Source organism: Bacillus cereus group sp. Sample62 (genome assembly GCF_036851315.1).
In the GTDB taxonomy this organism is placed as follows: domain Bacteria; phylum Bacillota; class Bacilli; order Bacillales; family Bacillaceae_G; genus Bacillus_A; species Bacillus_A wiedmannii.
Window position 1 is genome coordinate 1 of sequence record NZ_JAFLPK010000003.1, and the last position, 12,345, is coordinate 12,345.

Genomic DNA, 12,345 nt, shown 5'->3' on the forward strand with positions numbered 1-12,345 from the left:
AGATTCTTACCGCCCATGCCTGCCCTTCCGCAGTATACGTTAAGGTGTACTAATCCTCTTCGTTATGCGGTTTTCAAAGAGCTTGTACATTAAGAATACCGTTGATTTCATTATCAAAATTCCCCCTATTTACTCCCCTTTTTTATCGGGATTTTGTCGGTGTTTTTCAATTGTTATACCTACCACCAAACACTTTCTTCGCCTAATTGCTCGAATGTTTCTCTATTAAAACCATGCATCAATAAAATAAAGAGTAAGTATGGCCAACTAAATGGATGCAATAGTCGTAGCCTGCACCCATATGTGTAACAATCACCTTGTCGTCCTTCTTTCGGAATTAACTTCAACATCCCTGTATAACAGGCAAACTTAACTCCTCGCGACTTTCCTTTTAATTGTTCTTTCAATGTAATATGTTCCATGTAATAATCATCCTTTCTTTATAATTAAATCATCCCTAAAGATGTAGCAATCAATCGAATTGCATTTTTCTTCTTATAATAGAAGTGATCTTTCTTCATCGATAATTCAGTGTAAATAAAGCTGTCTTTCGGCTTTTCTGCATTTAAATACTTTCTCTTGATAATCTCAGCCTCGTCATAATCTAAAACATACTGTAAGGCCTTATCGATTTGTTTGAACTTGATATTACTAATATGTCTCGTGTTTCTAATCTCAGGGAACAAACTGATTCCTTCGTGTTTTAACTCTACTTCATTCTCAAAACGAGTTTTTAATGCGCGGTATTCCTTTAATATTTTCACTACTTCTCTCTGAACCTGTTTTTCTGTCTCTCTATCGATAGCTGGTAATAAAGTTAATTGTCTTTCCATGAAGGAATCCCCCTATTTCGAATTTGTCTTTTTAACCTCACATCAGGTACGTGAAATTTTAATGTTTATCTACTGAATAAGGGAACGATGACTACAATACAGCCCGTTGTCAAAATTTATAAACCTTTATATTTTCAAACAACAAAGCTCAGTAAAGTAGCTCGTTGTCAAAACCTTATAAAAATCTATAAAGTTTGTTTGCTTCCTGCTTCTACGTGTCCGATTTCACCAAAGCTACTTTCGTTTGATATAACACTCCACAGGCGTAAATTCGGATACAACGAATCCTACATATTAGCAGTAACTTTCGATTGTTATTCTGCTAATTTATAACGAGATAAGTTTATTGCTGCGTTTAAATCTCTATCAATTGCATTTCCACATTCACATTTATAGACGCGATTTGATAGTTTTAAATTCTTTTTGATGTTTCCGCAACATGAACATATTTTCGATGAAGGATACCACATATCAGCTTCTACAAATTCGATTCCATGTTTTTCACATTTACACTTCATTTTTTCTTTAAAATCATGGAATCTTTGTTTTGATATAGCCTTCGAAAGGTGTCTATTCTTCATCATACCTTTCACATTCAACTTCTCCATAACGACTCTGCAAGGTTTGGTTTTCACGATTGCATTTGTTGTTTGGTGAATGTGGTTATCTCGTATATTCGTTAATCTCCGATAAAGCAACTTTATTTTCTTTTCGATTTTTACAATGTTCTTAGTTTTGACAAACACTGTTCCACTCTTATTCATTTCGTATTTACGAGAAACTTTTCGTTGCAACCTACGAAGGTGTTTTTCTGTTTTCTTAACATTAGTTGTTTTATTAATGTTTTTAAATTTATCCCCATTTGAACAGATAGCTAATTCTTTAATTCCTATATCAATACCTATACTTTCATTTGTTAATTGTTGTTTATCTGTTTTTATTTCAACACCCACCGAAATAAACCAATACTTCCCATCAAAGCTAATACGAGGATTTGTATATCTATCTGACGTTGGTATTGTTTCCGATGTTTTAACCCATCCGACTTTTTCAATAATGACACTTTCCCCTTTTACTTTTAATCGTTCATTATCATTATAAAATGTAGGTTTAGAATGTTTGCGACTCTTAAATTTCGGTTTATTTGATTTACCTGTGAAAAATCTTTTGTAAGCTTCGCACAAATCCTTTATGGCCTGCTTAGTAATATTGTTCGATACATCATACAACCAACTGTATTCATTCGTTTTCTTCATTTTTGTTAGTTCCTTACGAAGCACGCCATGAGAAATGAATTTACTGCCAGCTTTATATGATTCTTCTTGTTTTTCTAGTGCCCAATTATATGCCCATCTTGCAACGCCAGTAGATTTCCAAAGTTGTTTCTCTTGTTCTTCTGTCGGTTTTAAACGTATCTTTTTCGAAAGAATCATTTGTTACTCACCTCCATAATTCAATTATACATTTAACTACATGTAGTTGCAAGTAGTTTTATTTTATGTATAATTTATTATGAGGTGATAAATTATGAATAACCGAGGATTAAAAAATCGTAAAACAATATCAAATGCTATCGATAAAGATCTACATGAACGTTTTGAAAAACTAGCTCAAGAAACACGTATACCTAAATCTAAGTTACTAGATGAAGCTATTGGCGATCTTTTAAAGAAATATCAAGACTCTACAAAATAGTTGTAGGGTCTTTTCAAAGTAGCCCCCACCAATCTACTCTGCATTGTTCCGTTATCCATTAAGCTGTTGTTCTCTGTAAAGCTACTGTTCTCTTATCCTCATCATGGATAGCCCATCCTTCTTCTAAGTGTTTCATTAACTCGTGATACTTAAATACATCGAATATCCAAACATACTGATTGCTCCCGAAACCTGGTTCTTTCATATACAGCATGAATTCTCTTGTACCTTTGTATCTCGGAATCATCCGTTCAGCTCCTTTACGATTACTTCAACACGTGGTTTCTCTGAATACCATTTGCTAACCTTTAGATCCACTACCTGGCTGTCATCGTTCCATATAACCTTGTTAAGTGCGTCTTTTACTCCTTTTACGTAGTTATCAACATCCGGCTTTGTTGTAGGCCTTAGTAATCCTTCTTCTGCCGCCAATGTTTTTTTTTTAGAGAAGGACTTGAGAGAAGGCTTGTACACCTTCACCTCAAGTTGTAGCGGTCCTTCTAGTAAACTCGCAGGAGCGTACCTTGCTGCTACTGCGCTAACATATCGTTTAAAGTCACGGGATTTTTTCGGATCATACATCCTAACCTGTCCATTAATAGTTGTTGCTCTTGGTCTCCCTTGTGCTACAGGTTCTATCATTATGGTGAATTTAATCATGCTATGCCTCCATTTTCTCTTTGCACTCTTCAAGAAAATCAATAACTTCCTGAACATGCTCCTTTGTCGTCATACTTTCCATCACGTATCCTGCATCGTTATAAACATTGACCTTACTTCCTGTAAACTCCATTCCACACATTCCGTCTGTACCCAATAACTTTACGTTACCTTCCATTCCTTTAACCTCACTTTCTATTCTTCGTTTTTTACATAAAACAACTTCATATAGAAGAACGCCATCGCAAACGTAACTAATTCCGCACCAACTTTATAGTATTCAGCGTTCATCATATAAATCGCAGCCGCTACAGTAGCGAATATCGGGCCTACTGTAAAAACAATTACTGCCAATCTGTTTGTGCATCCATTACGGAAAATAATTGTTATTCCTATTACGATTAAGAGGTGGCCTATTTCTCCTATGATTCTAGGTGTGTTCAATTCGTAAATACCTTTCCCTAATGATGTTATTGCGCTCGCCCATATTATTGCTAAAACTATATTCACTAACTTAGGTGAAAACATGTACACACTTCACTTTCTACAAAAGGATTATTTTATTAAGTTTTGATTCTCATAAATATTTCCTATAACTTCGAAAGCAACTGCACTCATTCTTAAATCATCATCTTCATAACCATAGGAATCTTTGTAATAAAACATTGCTTCTTTTTTATCCCATTCCACAATATAGAGACATTCATCATGATCTTTGACAATATCTCCTTTGAAAATCTTTTTACCATTCTTATCTTTGATGCCTGTATACTGCATCAAATCGTATTTGTTATCCAACTGATCATAACGTGTTAAATCTGCTTCGCAAAAATCATATCCGCGTTGTTCGTGTTCCAAAATAATTAATGTTCCTACAATCCCTACATCGTGATACATCTTCTTTTCTTCTTTTTCCCACGCTCTAAACTCAACTGTATTCATTTCCATCTCTCCCCTGAATAAAACTCAATATTCCGTCAATACTGTAGACAACCCATTAAGTTACTTTCTCCTAGTTCCCCCTTGGAGATGAGCAGTTAGCTTTTGCTAGCTTCTCTTTTTAATTCCCTTTCCCCAACATTTATATTTAATAGGTAAGTATAAAAGCTGTTGTATTTCACTATCATGAGTAGGATGTTCCCAAACATCATCCCACACCTCGAAATGTTCAATAGCTAATACACATTTTCTAGACATACCTTTAACTTTTTCTTCTGCATAAGCAAGTTCTATGCATAATTCCATATCCATTCCCCTTTTCTACAAAATGAAATTTCTATTGTATTTTGTACGATGCATAAATTTCAGATTGATATTTTCGTTGTGTAGGACGATCCTTCCACAAATGCTGATCAAACTTTATTGAATCATCAGTAATCCAAGTTCGTTCTCTATATTTCACATAATCAATCTCAAATTTATGTCCTTTATACTCTATATGGCATCTAGGCATATGTTTTCTACACCAAGGCTTGTCTGCTGTTTCGTAAAATGGCGAGTATATGGATGGTAGTAATTCAGATAAATATCCACCATCCATAATGACTTCCCCCAATTTTGCGCTGCCTATGATTTTTTTCTTATCTATTGTGTACGGCCTGTAATAATCAGTTCCTAACCACTCAAGATAATCATCAAAGTTAAATACTGTACTGGAAGGATTAATGATTCTGCGCTTAAATTTCCGGCACACATTGTTCTTCTCGCTTATTCTGATTTGATCGTTTTCTAACAATCTGCATGTACCATCTTTGAAGTGTTTACATTGACCACAATTTACTCGACAACCATCGTATTTCATGCATTTTCCTTTCGTGTTGAGTTTGTATTAAACTTTTATAATGACCACAATTCAACTTCTTCATATCCTGCAATTAATCCATTCTTCATCAATCCAATAACTGCTGTCTTTGCAGATTCTTCCGTTTCCGTAATACCTACATTGCTTTTTCTAGCGAATGTATCCATCGTGAAAATAATATACATGGATTTCATGCCTCATCCTCCTCAAGTACTGTAACTATTAAGTAATTTCTCGCTCTCTTCCGCTTCATTAACTTCCTCTGATAAGCTGGAGTTGTATAATAACGAACCGTTGCAGGAAGTACGCCCATATGTTGAGCGCATTCCTTTGCAGTTCCAATACATACGAATGATTCACCTTTATAAACGACGTACTCCTTTAAGTTCATTATCCATTCCCCCTTTTCGATTAAAATAACGCTTTTGTTATAAAACTAATCCATCATTATGCTTTCCACTTTATTCATGGTGGCTTGCATATCTTGATACGCACCTAATATATCTTTAGTCTTATAGTTACGTTTACCTAAATTCATGTGTATTTCCCATCTAATCACACTAAATCTATCTTCGCTTTTCCGTTGCTTCTCCAAACGAATAACCGCACGTCTGCGTACCATTTTCACTACGTTTCCCCATTTCTGTACAAAATTCAAATTTGGTCTTACTTCACACCTGTAGATCCAAACCCAAGATTATTTACAACCGATAAATCCTTTGCCGATATGTTTTCTTGTAAATATCTCTTCTATTGTCTTTTCTCCCTTTGCAATCATATTTCTTGTGCTGCTATATGGATAATTCAATTCTTCGCACCATTGCACAAGTGTTTTCGTTTCACCTTTATATTCGATATATTTATTTCTAGAAGTGTTATTGGATTGTGTTTTAACATCTGTCCATCTGCAATTATCCGGTTCGTAATTTCCATCATTATTAATTCGATCAATTGTCAATTTATCGTTATACCCATGTTCTAATGACCATTTTTTAAAAGACTCATAGTTATTTACCCATTCATCACAAATCGTAATGCCTCTCCCACCATATCTAGAGAATCTATAGTTTTTTGGATCGTTGCATCTATTTCGCATTTTTTGATAAATTCTATACAACCTGGTATTAGAATCCTTATGTTTAGAGTGCACCATTTTAGCTGTTTCTACGGAAAGGCATCCACAACTCTTTGTTCTTCCACTAGTTAACGAATCCCCTCTAGTAATTACATGTTCTCCACAATCGCACAGGCACTTATAATAGCTTCTATTGTTTTTTACTTCTCTACTGACTACTAATAATTTTCCATATCTCTTGCCTGTATAGTCCTTCGAATACATCGTTTTTCTTCGCTCATTATCACATTTCTTACTACAAGTTTTCCTTCTGTCCCAAATACTTTTATCTATTTCAAAAAGTGATCCACAAATACAACATTCTTTTGATTTCTTCATCTAATCCCACTACTTCCGAAGCCGCGATTTCCTCTTTCTGAATCCGACAACTCGTCCGCCTCAACAAAATGAGCTGTTTCCACTGGCGCTATGACGCCTTGAGCAATACGGTCACCTTTGCGAATGATATATGTTCCTACTTCCCATCCTTCAGGTGTTTCCTTAAATTCTTCATCTATAGTCCATAATCCATTAGTCGTCATATCGATAAATGGCATTAAGTTCTTTGCAATAACTCCAACTTCTCCACGATACGATGAATCCACCGTACCAAGAATTACTAACAATTCTGTTCGGAATGAAATTCCGCTTCTTGGCCGCACCTGTAATTCGTAACCTGGTGGAATTTCAAAAGACAAACCTGTAGGTACTATTTGAGTTTCAGTTGGTTCGATGATTATGTCCTCTGCTGCTACAAGATCAAAACCCGAATCCCCTGGTTTGGCGTATTTCGGCATTTCCACATCTTTCACTCTCTTAATCTTCACTCTTAAATTCATCCCGTTACGCCCCTTTTAGTAAATTGATAATTTTATTTTTGCGATCAACTAACTCTGATAGATTTCTTTCTGATTTTTGTTTCTCCAGGTTTAACATGTGGATATGTAACTTCGTGTTGCTAACATCGCTTTGAACCTTTTCTAATTCTGATTCGAGTTGAATTCTCGTTTCTTTCTTCATGTAATCCCTCCTATAGTCCTAAATGCCCCATAATCTTTCCTATATTTTCATCAAACCCGCGGTATACTTCATCATCAATAACAAACGTTGGTAATGTATTAGAATTATATTTCTTAGTTAGCACTTCCATATGGTCTTCATTCTCGTCTACGTTTCTTTCAATTAGAGTTACATAAATTTCTGAAGGAAGACTTGCAAACATTTCCTGAGCCCGTTTACACTTACCGCAGTTATTACCCGTATACATAACGATCTTAGTTACCATTCTCTTCAGTCTCCTTCGCTTCTGCTAATAATTGAGTTACTTCAAACGTGCCATGCTCTGTATATTTCATTGTTATTCCTCCTTGTATTTAGATAAGATAGTCGTTAAAGCAATTGCCGTCCCTTCATTCGCAATCCATTTCCCTCTATAGAAACCAGCAAGCCCTAAATCTTCAGCTTCATAATCCTTATCCGCTTCTTTTCTGTTTTCCACTGCTGATTGTTTTAATTGGTCGATATACTCTTCAATCACTTCCCTCATTCTTCCCATCTCCTTTTATTAATTCGAATAGTTCCTGCTCACTCATTTCATACAGCTGACGTCCAGTACTTTCTTCTTTGTAAATCCCTTTATGCAGTAGTACTTCTATGTAGATTCGCTTTTTGTTCACGATTGAAATACCTCTTACCTTTTACTACTGGAATTGTCATTGCGTCTTCTTTGCTCCACCCTTTATGGACTCGCTGGTAATAAGTGTTTTCGCTTATTCCATTTTTAATTGCTATTGCTGCGTTGCTACTTCTTTCGATGGACTTTCTCGTCGCTGCTTCCATTGGATCACAACCTAAATCCATAACTCTTTTATAAAAGGTTTGATAAGCAATCCCGTTACTTTTAGCGATTTTTAATTCTTTCTTATATTCTTTAGAAAAACTTTTATACTTTAATGGTTGCGTCGCTGCTTCGTATGGCGTCATTCCTCTTCTGAGACGAGCGTAAAACGCTTCAGTTCCAATACCATTGTCTAATGCCATCTGAAACTCTACACTGTATTTGTTACACTTCACAGCAGCTTCATGAGGATCCATTCCATCTTTTATTCTCCTTTTATAAGCGGCATAACTAATTCCGTTTAATTCAGCTAACAGCATTAAAGCGCGATCTGTTTTTTTATTTTTTGTATTATGAAGAGGTTGTGTAATAGCTTTTTCTATCGACCAACCATATTCGTTTACACGTTGATATACATTTTTCTTTGAAATACCATTTCTATTTGCAATTAAATACTGATCATCCGTGATGTATACTTTCATTTCAGGATTCCTCCTTAACTTTTACTGAGCAATTTCGACCCGTCCAAATTGTCGGAGTTGTGGCTGCTTTTTCTGCATCCCATTTACGTGTATTAATCCTGGACATGAATGTTTGGTAACCAATACCATTCTGTTTAGCGATATCCAGCCATTTTGTCGCTAATTTATTTCTTCTTTTAACAGGTTTTGTTGCAGCGTCATGGTAACTCCATCCGCCATTTATTCGGCTATGAAAAGTTTCCCTGCCTATTTCGTTCTCCGCAGCAAGTTCCAACCATTTGGTATATTTGCCTTTGTAGTTATGTCTAACCGTTCCAGGCGAGGCTGTTAAGGCTTCCTCTAGCTCCCACTTATCCGATCTATAAAGACGATAGTATAATGTTCTTGCACCAATCCCATTAGCTGCTGCTCTTGCTCGTTCTTCATCAGTTAACCAACGATTTAAAGCCATTCCCTTTTCCCTCCTTAGATAATCTCTTTTAATTCGCCGTTTGTATCGTAGCGATTCCCTTGTTTACCTGGTGGCTTCGTTGCTGCTAAATGATATGACCAACCTCTTTTTAATCGGCTATAGAATGTAAAACGTGAGATTCCATTCTGCTCTGCTACACGCATCCAGTCTCCATGTTTTCTATCAAAGTCCATCTTCTTTGTGCCAACTGGTTGTGTGGTCGCTCTTTCGATATCCCAGTCATAGCGGTATATCCGTTCCTGCAACCTTCTTCTGTCAATTCCATTTAATTCAGCTTTTTTATAATGCTCGTCCAAGATAAAGAAGTTCATTACTATTCCCCTTTCTTAATCCAGATCCATAATCTCCGCTAAAGTCCTTGCACTTACAACCGTTTTTATAATTTGAATTCTTCCATGCTTTGTTACAGCATCGTTATTTGCCGTTTCTTCGTTCTTCGATTCAAACCAATCAATTTTTTGCTTCTCATCCTGATCATAGAAGTGAACTTCATACGTAGGCGTTATAGCGTTATAGCTATTACTATGTAGGAACTTTTCTGAAGTACTAGTGGCTGCATAGTCAAAAGTTCCTATGACATCTTCAAACGAAAGCTGCCCACTTTTCATGACGCAATTCCTTTTTTTTCTTCCTGCTGCATACGATGAATTTCCATTAACCTTGCTATAACGGCATGACGCTTTCTATCCACTTCTTCAGGTGTTTGATTCGCAGCTTCGCAAACGCATGGTCCAAATTGATACATTCCCATTCCAATACTGTTTTGAATTACTCCAGTTCCGTTACACGCGCACATAATCGTCATCCTTTCTTATTACAACTTCGATTCCATAATTTGATATCTGAGCTACTGCAAAAGCCATATTGTTATGACCAGCTATTTGTAAACGTAGTTTGTTGAAGATATATAGCAATTCTTTATCTGAAAATTCAATCTTTTTATCTGTTGGCTGTCGTAGTAATTGACCTTCCGTTTTTTCAAGCACTTCAATTTCTATAGAAAACTTCTCTTCTTCAATTTTTTGGTGAACTTCCCTTACGCTCCTTTGATATCCGTAATGCTTACCAACAGCTTTGATTAAGTCGAACAATGTTCTCGATTCTATTCTTCTTACAGTTGGATCACCGTAGCATATTGAGCAAGCAGTCATTTCCTTTTCTTCAATTCTTACTTCGTGTATATCGATATTATCAATTGCTGCACCGCATATATCACAATACGGTTTAGACGGAGCTTGTACATCATCGTATAGCATTCTACTTCCCCTCCTAAAATGGTAGAGCCTTTCTTCTATAATCCTTTGTATCTTTGAAAACCAGAGCTTTAAAATTGTTAAAGATACGCGATACAATCCGTTCATCATATGCGCCTTCTAAACGCTCCCCTGTAAGGTTTGTCGTAAAGATAGTAGATTTACCTTGCCTTCCATCGAAAACATCGAATAACACCCTATTAATGAAGTTTGTCGCTTTTGTATTCGCATCTAACGCTCCTAACTCAGCTCCTAAGTCATCGACTATTAACACTTTTGCCTTTACTAATGTTCGTATGATTTCATCCTCAGTTAAGGAGGAATCTTTATTGAACGTACTTTTAATCTTCCGTAGTAATTCACCGACTGTGACAAACACGACTGATATACCAGCTCCTGCCAGTTCTTCTGCGATAGCGTAAGCAAGATGCGTTTTCCCTGCTCCGCAATTCCCTGCCATAATCGTATTAAATATCTTTCCGTTGCGATAATCATTTGCGATGACCTTTGCGAGTTCAAGATTCTTTGCTCCTTCCTCGCTAGTCGGTTTGTAATTATCAAAGTTCGCTTTCCTAATGTTGCTATCGGCTATCATGCTTTGTTGATAGAATAAGTGTTTTTGCTTATTTGTTTGATCAGCTTCCCATTTTGTTTGTTCATGTTCTTGAAGTTTTTTACTTTCGTTTTCAAGGTAGCACCGAGGACATACAACTTGTCCTTTGAAATTCATTTTTTTCATTTTATGAGTTTCACAAGTATCAGAAGCCATAGTCATATTGACCCTTTTGGCTATAGCGTCTGGTACTGCTGCTATCGCTCTCTGCATTGTTATTCGCTCCTTTTCTTGATTTCATTTGAATTGTTAACTGGTCGAACTTTTCACGTAATTTTTTAGGAGATAAGATATTTCCTTGCCAAAACGCATCTGCTTGGCACCAATCAATAACATCTTTAATCTCTTGTGGTTCTCTATTATCTCGTTCTCGTATTAATCTGAATTCATTTGCCCACGAATCTAAATTAGGCTCTTTTTGTTTAGGGTTATTACCCTTAATCATTTCAAACAAATACTTAGCTGCATTGGTGTCGCAAGTTTCAAACTTGTGACGAGAAGTCTTTTCTTTCTTTTTATCTTTTTCTTTATCTAATTCTTTTTCTTCTTCTATATCTGTATCGTCATGTGACGTCACGCAAGCGTCACTTTCTATACCCTTGTTTTCTAACGCTAACTGTTGTTGTTTCTTACGTTCACGATACTTTTTATTTCGCTCCGCATTTAATTGTTTCACACGTTCTAAACCATCGATGTTCTGATGTTTTTCCCAATTTGAGATGCATATGTACTGATCATCAGTGACATCAATCATTCCAAATTGCTTAAACGTTTGCAGTGCAAGTCTTACTGTTGCTATTGGCCTATTGAAAAGAGTTGATAGCATTTCTTCTGTAAAAGGAATGTTCTCGCTCAAGAAAATGTAACCACTAGCATTTGTTTTACCCGCTTGAGATAACAACTTAATCCAAATGATTAGCAATGTATCTGCATCCGGTAAACTTTCAATCAATCGAATTTTTTCATCTTCAAACATGCTAGTAGAAAGTTTTATCCATTTAACATCTGCCATTTAATTCGCCTACTCCCTTTCGCATAACGCTATGTCGCCTTGAATTTTAATAATTTTGTAACCCGGATAGCGATCAGGAGTAATGTACTTAACCGCCTTCAATTTCGCTTCTTTCTCATTTTTTACGCCCTTCCATACCCATGAAGGGAGGACGACTTTTGATTGATTTTTATCTAACATAGGCTTTCACTCCTTATTTACTTAGAAGAAACGACTGTGATATAATAGAGAAACAAATTATTGCGTCGTTTCATCAACCAGTCGATTAGGGGTAATCGGCTGGTTTTATTTTGTTTTGATGCTTTCACGCATCGGAATATCCAGGAACCTTTCAATAAGGTGGGGACCAACGTTAGATTCCTGAATATTCCGACAAGCGAAGGCTTGTCCTATTTAGCTAGAGTTATAAACTCCTTATGCATTTCCTCAACCTTATCTGCGCTGTTATGTATCCCTTTAGCTCGTAAATCCTTTATGATCCATGCTAGTTTCTTTTGTTCGTATTCATCCCGTTGCTGTCTATCCATCAATTTCATCCTTCATCAATTTCTTTATGCTTTTGTAGTTCAATCC

At 36.1% G+C, this 12,345-nt stretch carries 29 protein-coding genes; 1 reads left to right on the forward strand and 28 read right to left on the reverse strand.

Annotated features, from left to right (window positions below; genetic code table 11):
- Positions 1 to 179: 179 nt before the first annotated feature.
- The 3 genes from J0835_RS28625 to J0835_RS28635 form a co-directional block, all read right to left on the reverse strand.
- Positions 180 to 422: a hypothetical protein gene (locus tag J0835_RS28625; RefSeq protein WP_242250187.1), complete on the reverse strand. Its 243-nt coding sequence runs from the start codon at positions 420 to 422 to the stop codon at positions 180 to 182.
- Positions 423 to 446: 24 nt separating this feature from the next.
- Positions 447 to 833, reverse strand: coding sequence for an ArpU family phage packaging/lysis transcriptional regulator (locus J0835_RS28630; RefSeq protein WP_242250188.1), 387 nt, complete (start codon positions 831 to 833; stop codon positions 447 to 449).
- A gap of 314 nt (positions 834 to 1,147) precedes the next feature.
- Positions 1,148 to 2,266 carry an RNA-guided endonuclease InsQ/TnpB family protein gene (locus tag J0835_RS28635; RefSeq protein WP_333728202.1) on the reverse strand — a complete coding sequence of 373 codons (1,119 nt, stop codon included), beginning with the start codon at positions 2,264 to 2,266 and terminating at the stop codon, positions 1,148 to 1,150.
- A gap of 94 nt (positions 2,267 to 2,360) precedes the next feature.
- Between J0835_RS28635 and J0835_RS28640 the strand changes: the two genes are divergently transcribed.
- Positions 2,361 to 2,528, forward strand: a complete 168-nt coding sequence (locus tag J0835_RS28640; RefSeq protein ID WP_001065203.1) for a ribbon-helix-helix domain-containing protein — start codon at positions 2,361 to 2,363, stop codon at positions 2,526 to 2,528.
- A gap of 58 nt (positions 2,529 to 2,586) precedes the next feature.
- On the opposite strand, the gene J0835_RS28645 is transcribed toward J0835_RS28640, so the two are convergent.
- From J0835_RS28645 to J0835_RS28765, 25 genes are all read right to left on the reverse strand, one after another.
- Positions 2,587 to 2,775 carry a hypothetical protein gene (locus J0835_RS28645; protein WP_242250190.1) on the reverse strand — a complete coding sequence of 63 codons (189 nt, stop codon included), beginning with the start codon at positions 2,773 to 2,775 and terminating at the stop codon, positions 2,587 to 2,589.
- Positions 2,772 to 3,188, reverse strand: coding sequence for a RusA family crossover junction endodeoxyribonuclease (locus tag J0835_RS28650; protein ID WP_242250191.1), 417 nt, complete (start codon positions 3,186 to 3,188; stop codon positions 2,772 to 2,774). Before J0835_RS28650 ends, J0835_RS28645 begins: the two co-directional genes overlap by 4 nt.
- A 1-nt stretch (position 3,189) precedes the next feature.
- Positions 3,190 to 3,366: a hypothetical protein gene (locus J0835_RS28655; protein ID WP_242250192.1), complete on the reverse strand. Its 177-nt coding sequence runs from the start codon at positions 3,364 to 3,366 to the stop codon at positions 3,190 to 3,192.
- A gap of 17 nt (positions 3,367 to 3,383) precedes the next feature.
- A complete protein-coding gene (locus tag J0835_RS28660; RefSeq protein ID WP_242250193.1) occupies positions 3,384 to 3,542 on the reverse strand; it encodes a hypothetical protein in 159 nt (52 codons plus the stop codon).
- A gap of 201 nt (positions 3,543 to 3,743) precedes the next feature.
- Entirely contained in the window at positions 3,744 to 4,130 is a 387-nt protein-coding gene (locus J0835_RS28665; RefSeq protein WP_087983543.1) for a YopX family protein, read from the reverse strand.
- A gap of 105 nt (positions 4,131 to 4,235) precedes the next feature.
- Complete coding sequence (locus J0835_RS28670) at positions 4,236 to 4,433, reverse strand: hypothetical protein (protein ID WP_000417842.1); 198 nt, start codon at positions 4,431 to 4,433, stop codon at positions 4,236 to 4,238.
- A 31-nt stretch (positions 4,434 to 4,464) separates the two neighbouring features.
- The gene (locus J0835_RS28675) at positions 4,465 to 4,728 is read right to left on the reverse strand and encodes a hypothetical protein (protein WP_140386962.1); all 264 of its coding nucleotides are present in this window, start codon (positions 4,726 to 4,728) and stop codon (positions 4,465 to 4,467) included.
- 296 nt (positions 4,729 to 5,024) lie between these two features.
- Positions 5,025 to 5,183, reverse strand: coding sequence for a hypothetical protein (locus J0835_RS28680; protein WP_176373405.1), 159 nt, complete (start codon positions 5,181 to 5,183; stop codon positions 5,025 to 5,027).
- Positions 5,180 to 5,380: a hypothetical protein gene (locus J0835_RS28685; protein ID WP_087983539.1), complete on the reverse strand. Its 201-nt coding sequence runs from the start codon at positions 5,378 to 5,380 to the stop codon at positions 5,180 to 5,182. Before J0835_RS28685 ends, J0835_RS28680 begins: the two co-directional genes overlap by 4 nt.
- A 45-nt stretch (positions 5,381 to 5,425) precedes the next feature.
- Entirely contained in the window at positions 5,426 to 5,611 is a 186-nt protein-coding gene (locus J0835_RS28690; RefSeq protein WP_087983621.1) for a hypothetical protein, read from the reverse strand.
- Between the two features lie 75 nt (positions 5,612 to 5,686).
- A complete protein-coding gene (locus tag J0835_RS28695; RefSeq protein ID WP_333728203.1) occupies positions 5,687 to 6,442 on the reverse strand; it encodes a hypothetical protein in 756 nt (251 codons plus the stop codon).
- On the reverse strand, positions 6,439 to 6,942 hold the full coding sequence (locus J0835_RS28700; protein ID WP_242250159.1) for a dUTP diphosphatase: 504 nt from the start codon (positions 6,940 to 6,942) through the stop codon (positions 6,439 to 6,441). Before J0835_RS28700 ends, J0835_RS28695 begins: the two co-directional genes overlap by 4 nt.
- 4 nt (positions 6,943 to 6,946) lie before the next feature.
- Positions 6,947 to 7,123 carry a hypothetical protein gene (locus J0835_RS28705; protein ID WP_165570321.1) on the reverse strand — a complete coding sequence of 59 codons (177 nt, stop codon included), beginning with the start codon at positions 7,121 to 7,123 and terminating at the stop codon, positions 6,947 to 6,949.
- A 10-nt stretch (positions 7,124 to 7,133) separates the two neighbouring features.
- Complete coding sequence (locus tag J0835_RS28710) at positions 7,134 to 7,388, reverse strand: glutaredoxin family protein (RefSeq protein ID WP_176373402.1); 255 nt, start codon at positions 7,386 to 7,388, stop codon at positions 7,134 to 7,136.
- Between the two features lie 72 nt (positions 7,389 to 7,460).
- Positions 7,461 to 7,649, reverse strand: a complete 189-nt coding sequence (locus tag J0835_RS28715; RefSeq protein ID WP_087983535.1) for a hypothetical protein — start codon at positions 7,647 to 7,649, stop codon at positions 7,461 to 7,463.
- The gene (locus J0835_RS28720) at positions 7,633 to 7,779 is read right to left on the reverse strand and encodes a Fur-regulated basic protein FbpA (protein ID WP_087983533.1); all 147 of its coding nucleotides are present in this window, start codon (positions 7,777 to 7,779) and stop codon (positions 7,633 to 7,635) included. Before J0835_RS28720 ends, J0835_RS28715 begins: the two co-directional genes overlap by 17 nt.
- Complete coding sequence (locus J0835_RS28725; RefSeq protein ID WP_176373400.1) at positions 7,739 to 8,422, reverse strand: hypothetical protein; 684 nt, start codon at positions 8,420 to 8,422, stop codon at positions 7,739 to 7,741. Before J0835_RS28725 ends, J0835_RS28720 begins: the two co-directional genes overlap by 41 nt.
- Before the next feature lies 1 nt (position 8,423).
- Complete coding sequence (locus tag J0835_RS28730; protein ID WP_242250160.1) at positions 8,424 to 8,873, reverse strand: nucleoside permease; 450 nt, start codon at positions 8,871 to 8,873, stop codon at positions 8,424 to 8,426.
- A gap of 14 nt (positions 8,874 to 8,887) precedes the next feature.
- Positions 8,888 to 9,205 (reverse strand): hypothetical protein, encoded by a 318-nt coding sequence (locus J0835_RS28735; RefSeq protein WP_087983530.1) that lies wholly within the window; start codon positions 9,203 to 9,205, stop codon positions 8,888 to 8,890.
- Positions 9,206 to 9,220: 15 nt separating this feature from the next.
- Entirely contained in the window at positions 9,221 to 9,502 is a 282-nt protein-coding gene (locus tag J0835_RS28740) for a hypothetical protein (RefSeq protein WP_087983528.1), read from the reverse strand.
- Positions 9,499 to 9,690 carry a hypothetical protein gene (locus tag J0835_RS28745; RefSeq protein WP_087983527.1) on the reverse strand — a complete coding sequence of 64 codons (192 nt, stop codon included), beginning with the start codon at positions 9,688 to 9,690 and terminating at the stop codon, positions 9,499 to 9,501. Before J0835_RS28745 ends, J0835_RS28740 begins: the two co-directional genes overlap by 4 nt.
- The gene (locus tag J0835_RS28750; protein WP_087983525.1) at positions 9,677 to 10,150 is read right to left on the reverse strand and encodes a hypothetical protein; all 474 of its coding nucleotides are present in this window, start codon (positions 10,148 to 10,150) and stop codon (positions 9,677 to 9,679) included. The genes J0835_RS28745 and J0835_RS28750 overlap by 14 nt, the downstream gene beginning before the upstream one ends.
- Positions 10,151 to 10,163: 13 nt before the next feature.
- Complete coding sequence (locus J0835_RS28755) at positions 10,164 to 10,922, reverse strand: ATP-binding protein (protein ID WP_242250195.1); 759 nt, start codon at positions 10,920 to 10,922, stop codon at positions 10,164 to 10,166.
- Positions 10,906 to 11,772: a phage replisome organizer N-terminal domain-containing protein gene (locus J0835_RS28760; protein ID WP_087983521.1), complete on the reverse strand. Its 867-nt coding sequence runs from the start codon at positions 11,770 to 11,772 to the stop codon at positions 10,906 to 10,908. The genes J0835_RS28755 and J0835_RS28760 overlap by 17 nt, the downstream gene beginning before the upstream one ends.
- A 9-nt stretch (positions 11,773 to 11,781) precedes the next feature.
- Positions 11,782 to 11,952 (reverse strand): hypothetical protein, encoded by a 171-nt coding sequence (locus J0835_RS28765; RefSeq protein WP_242250161.1) that lies wholly within the window; start codon positions 11,950 to 11,952, stop codon positions 11,782 to 11,784.
- Between the last annotated feature and the right edge of the window lie 393 nt (positions 11,953 to 12,345).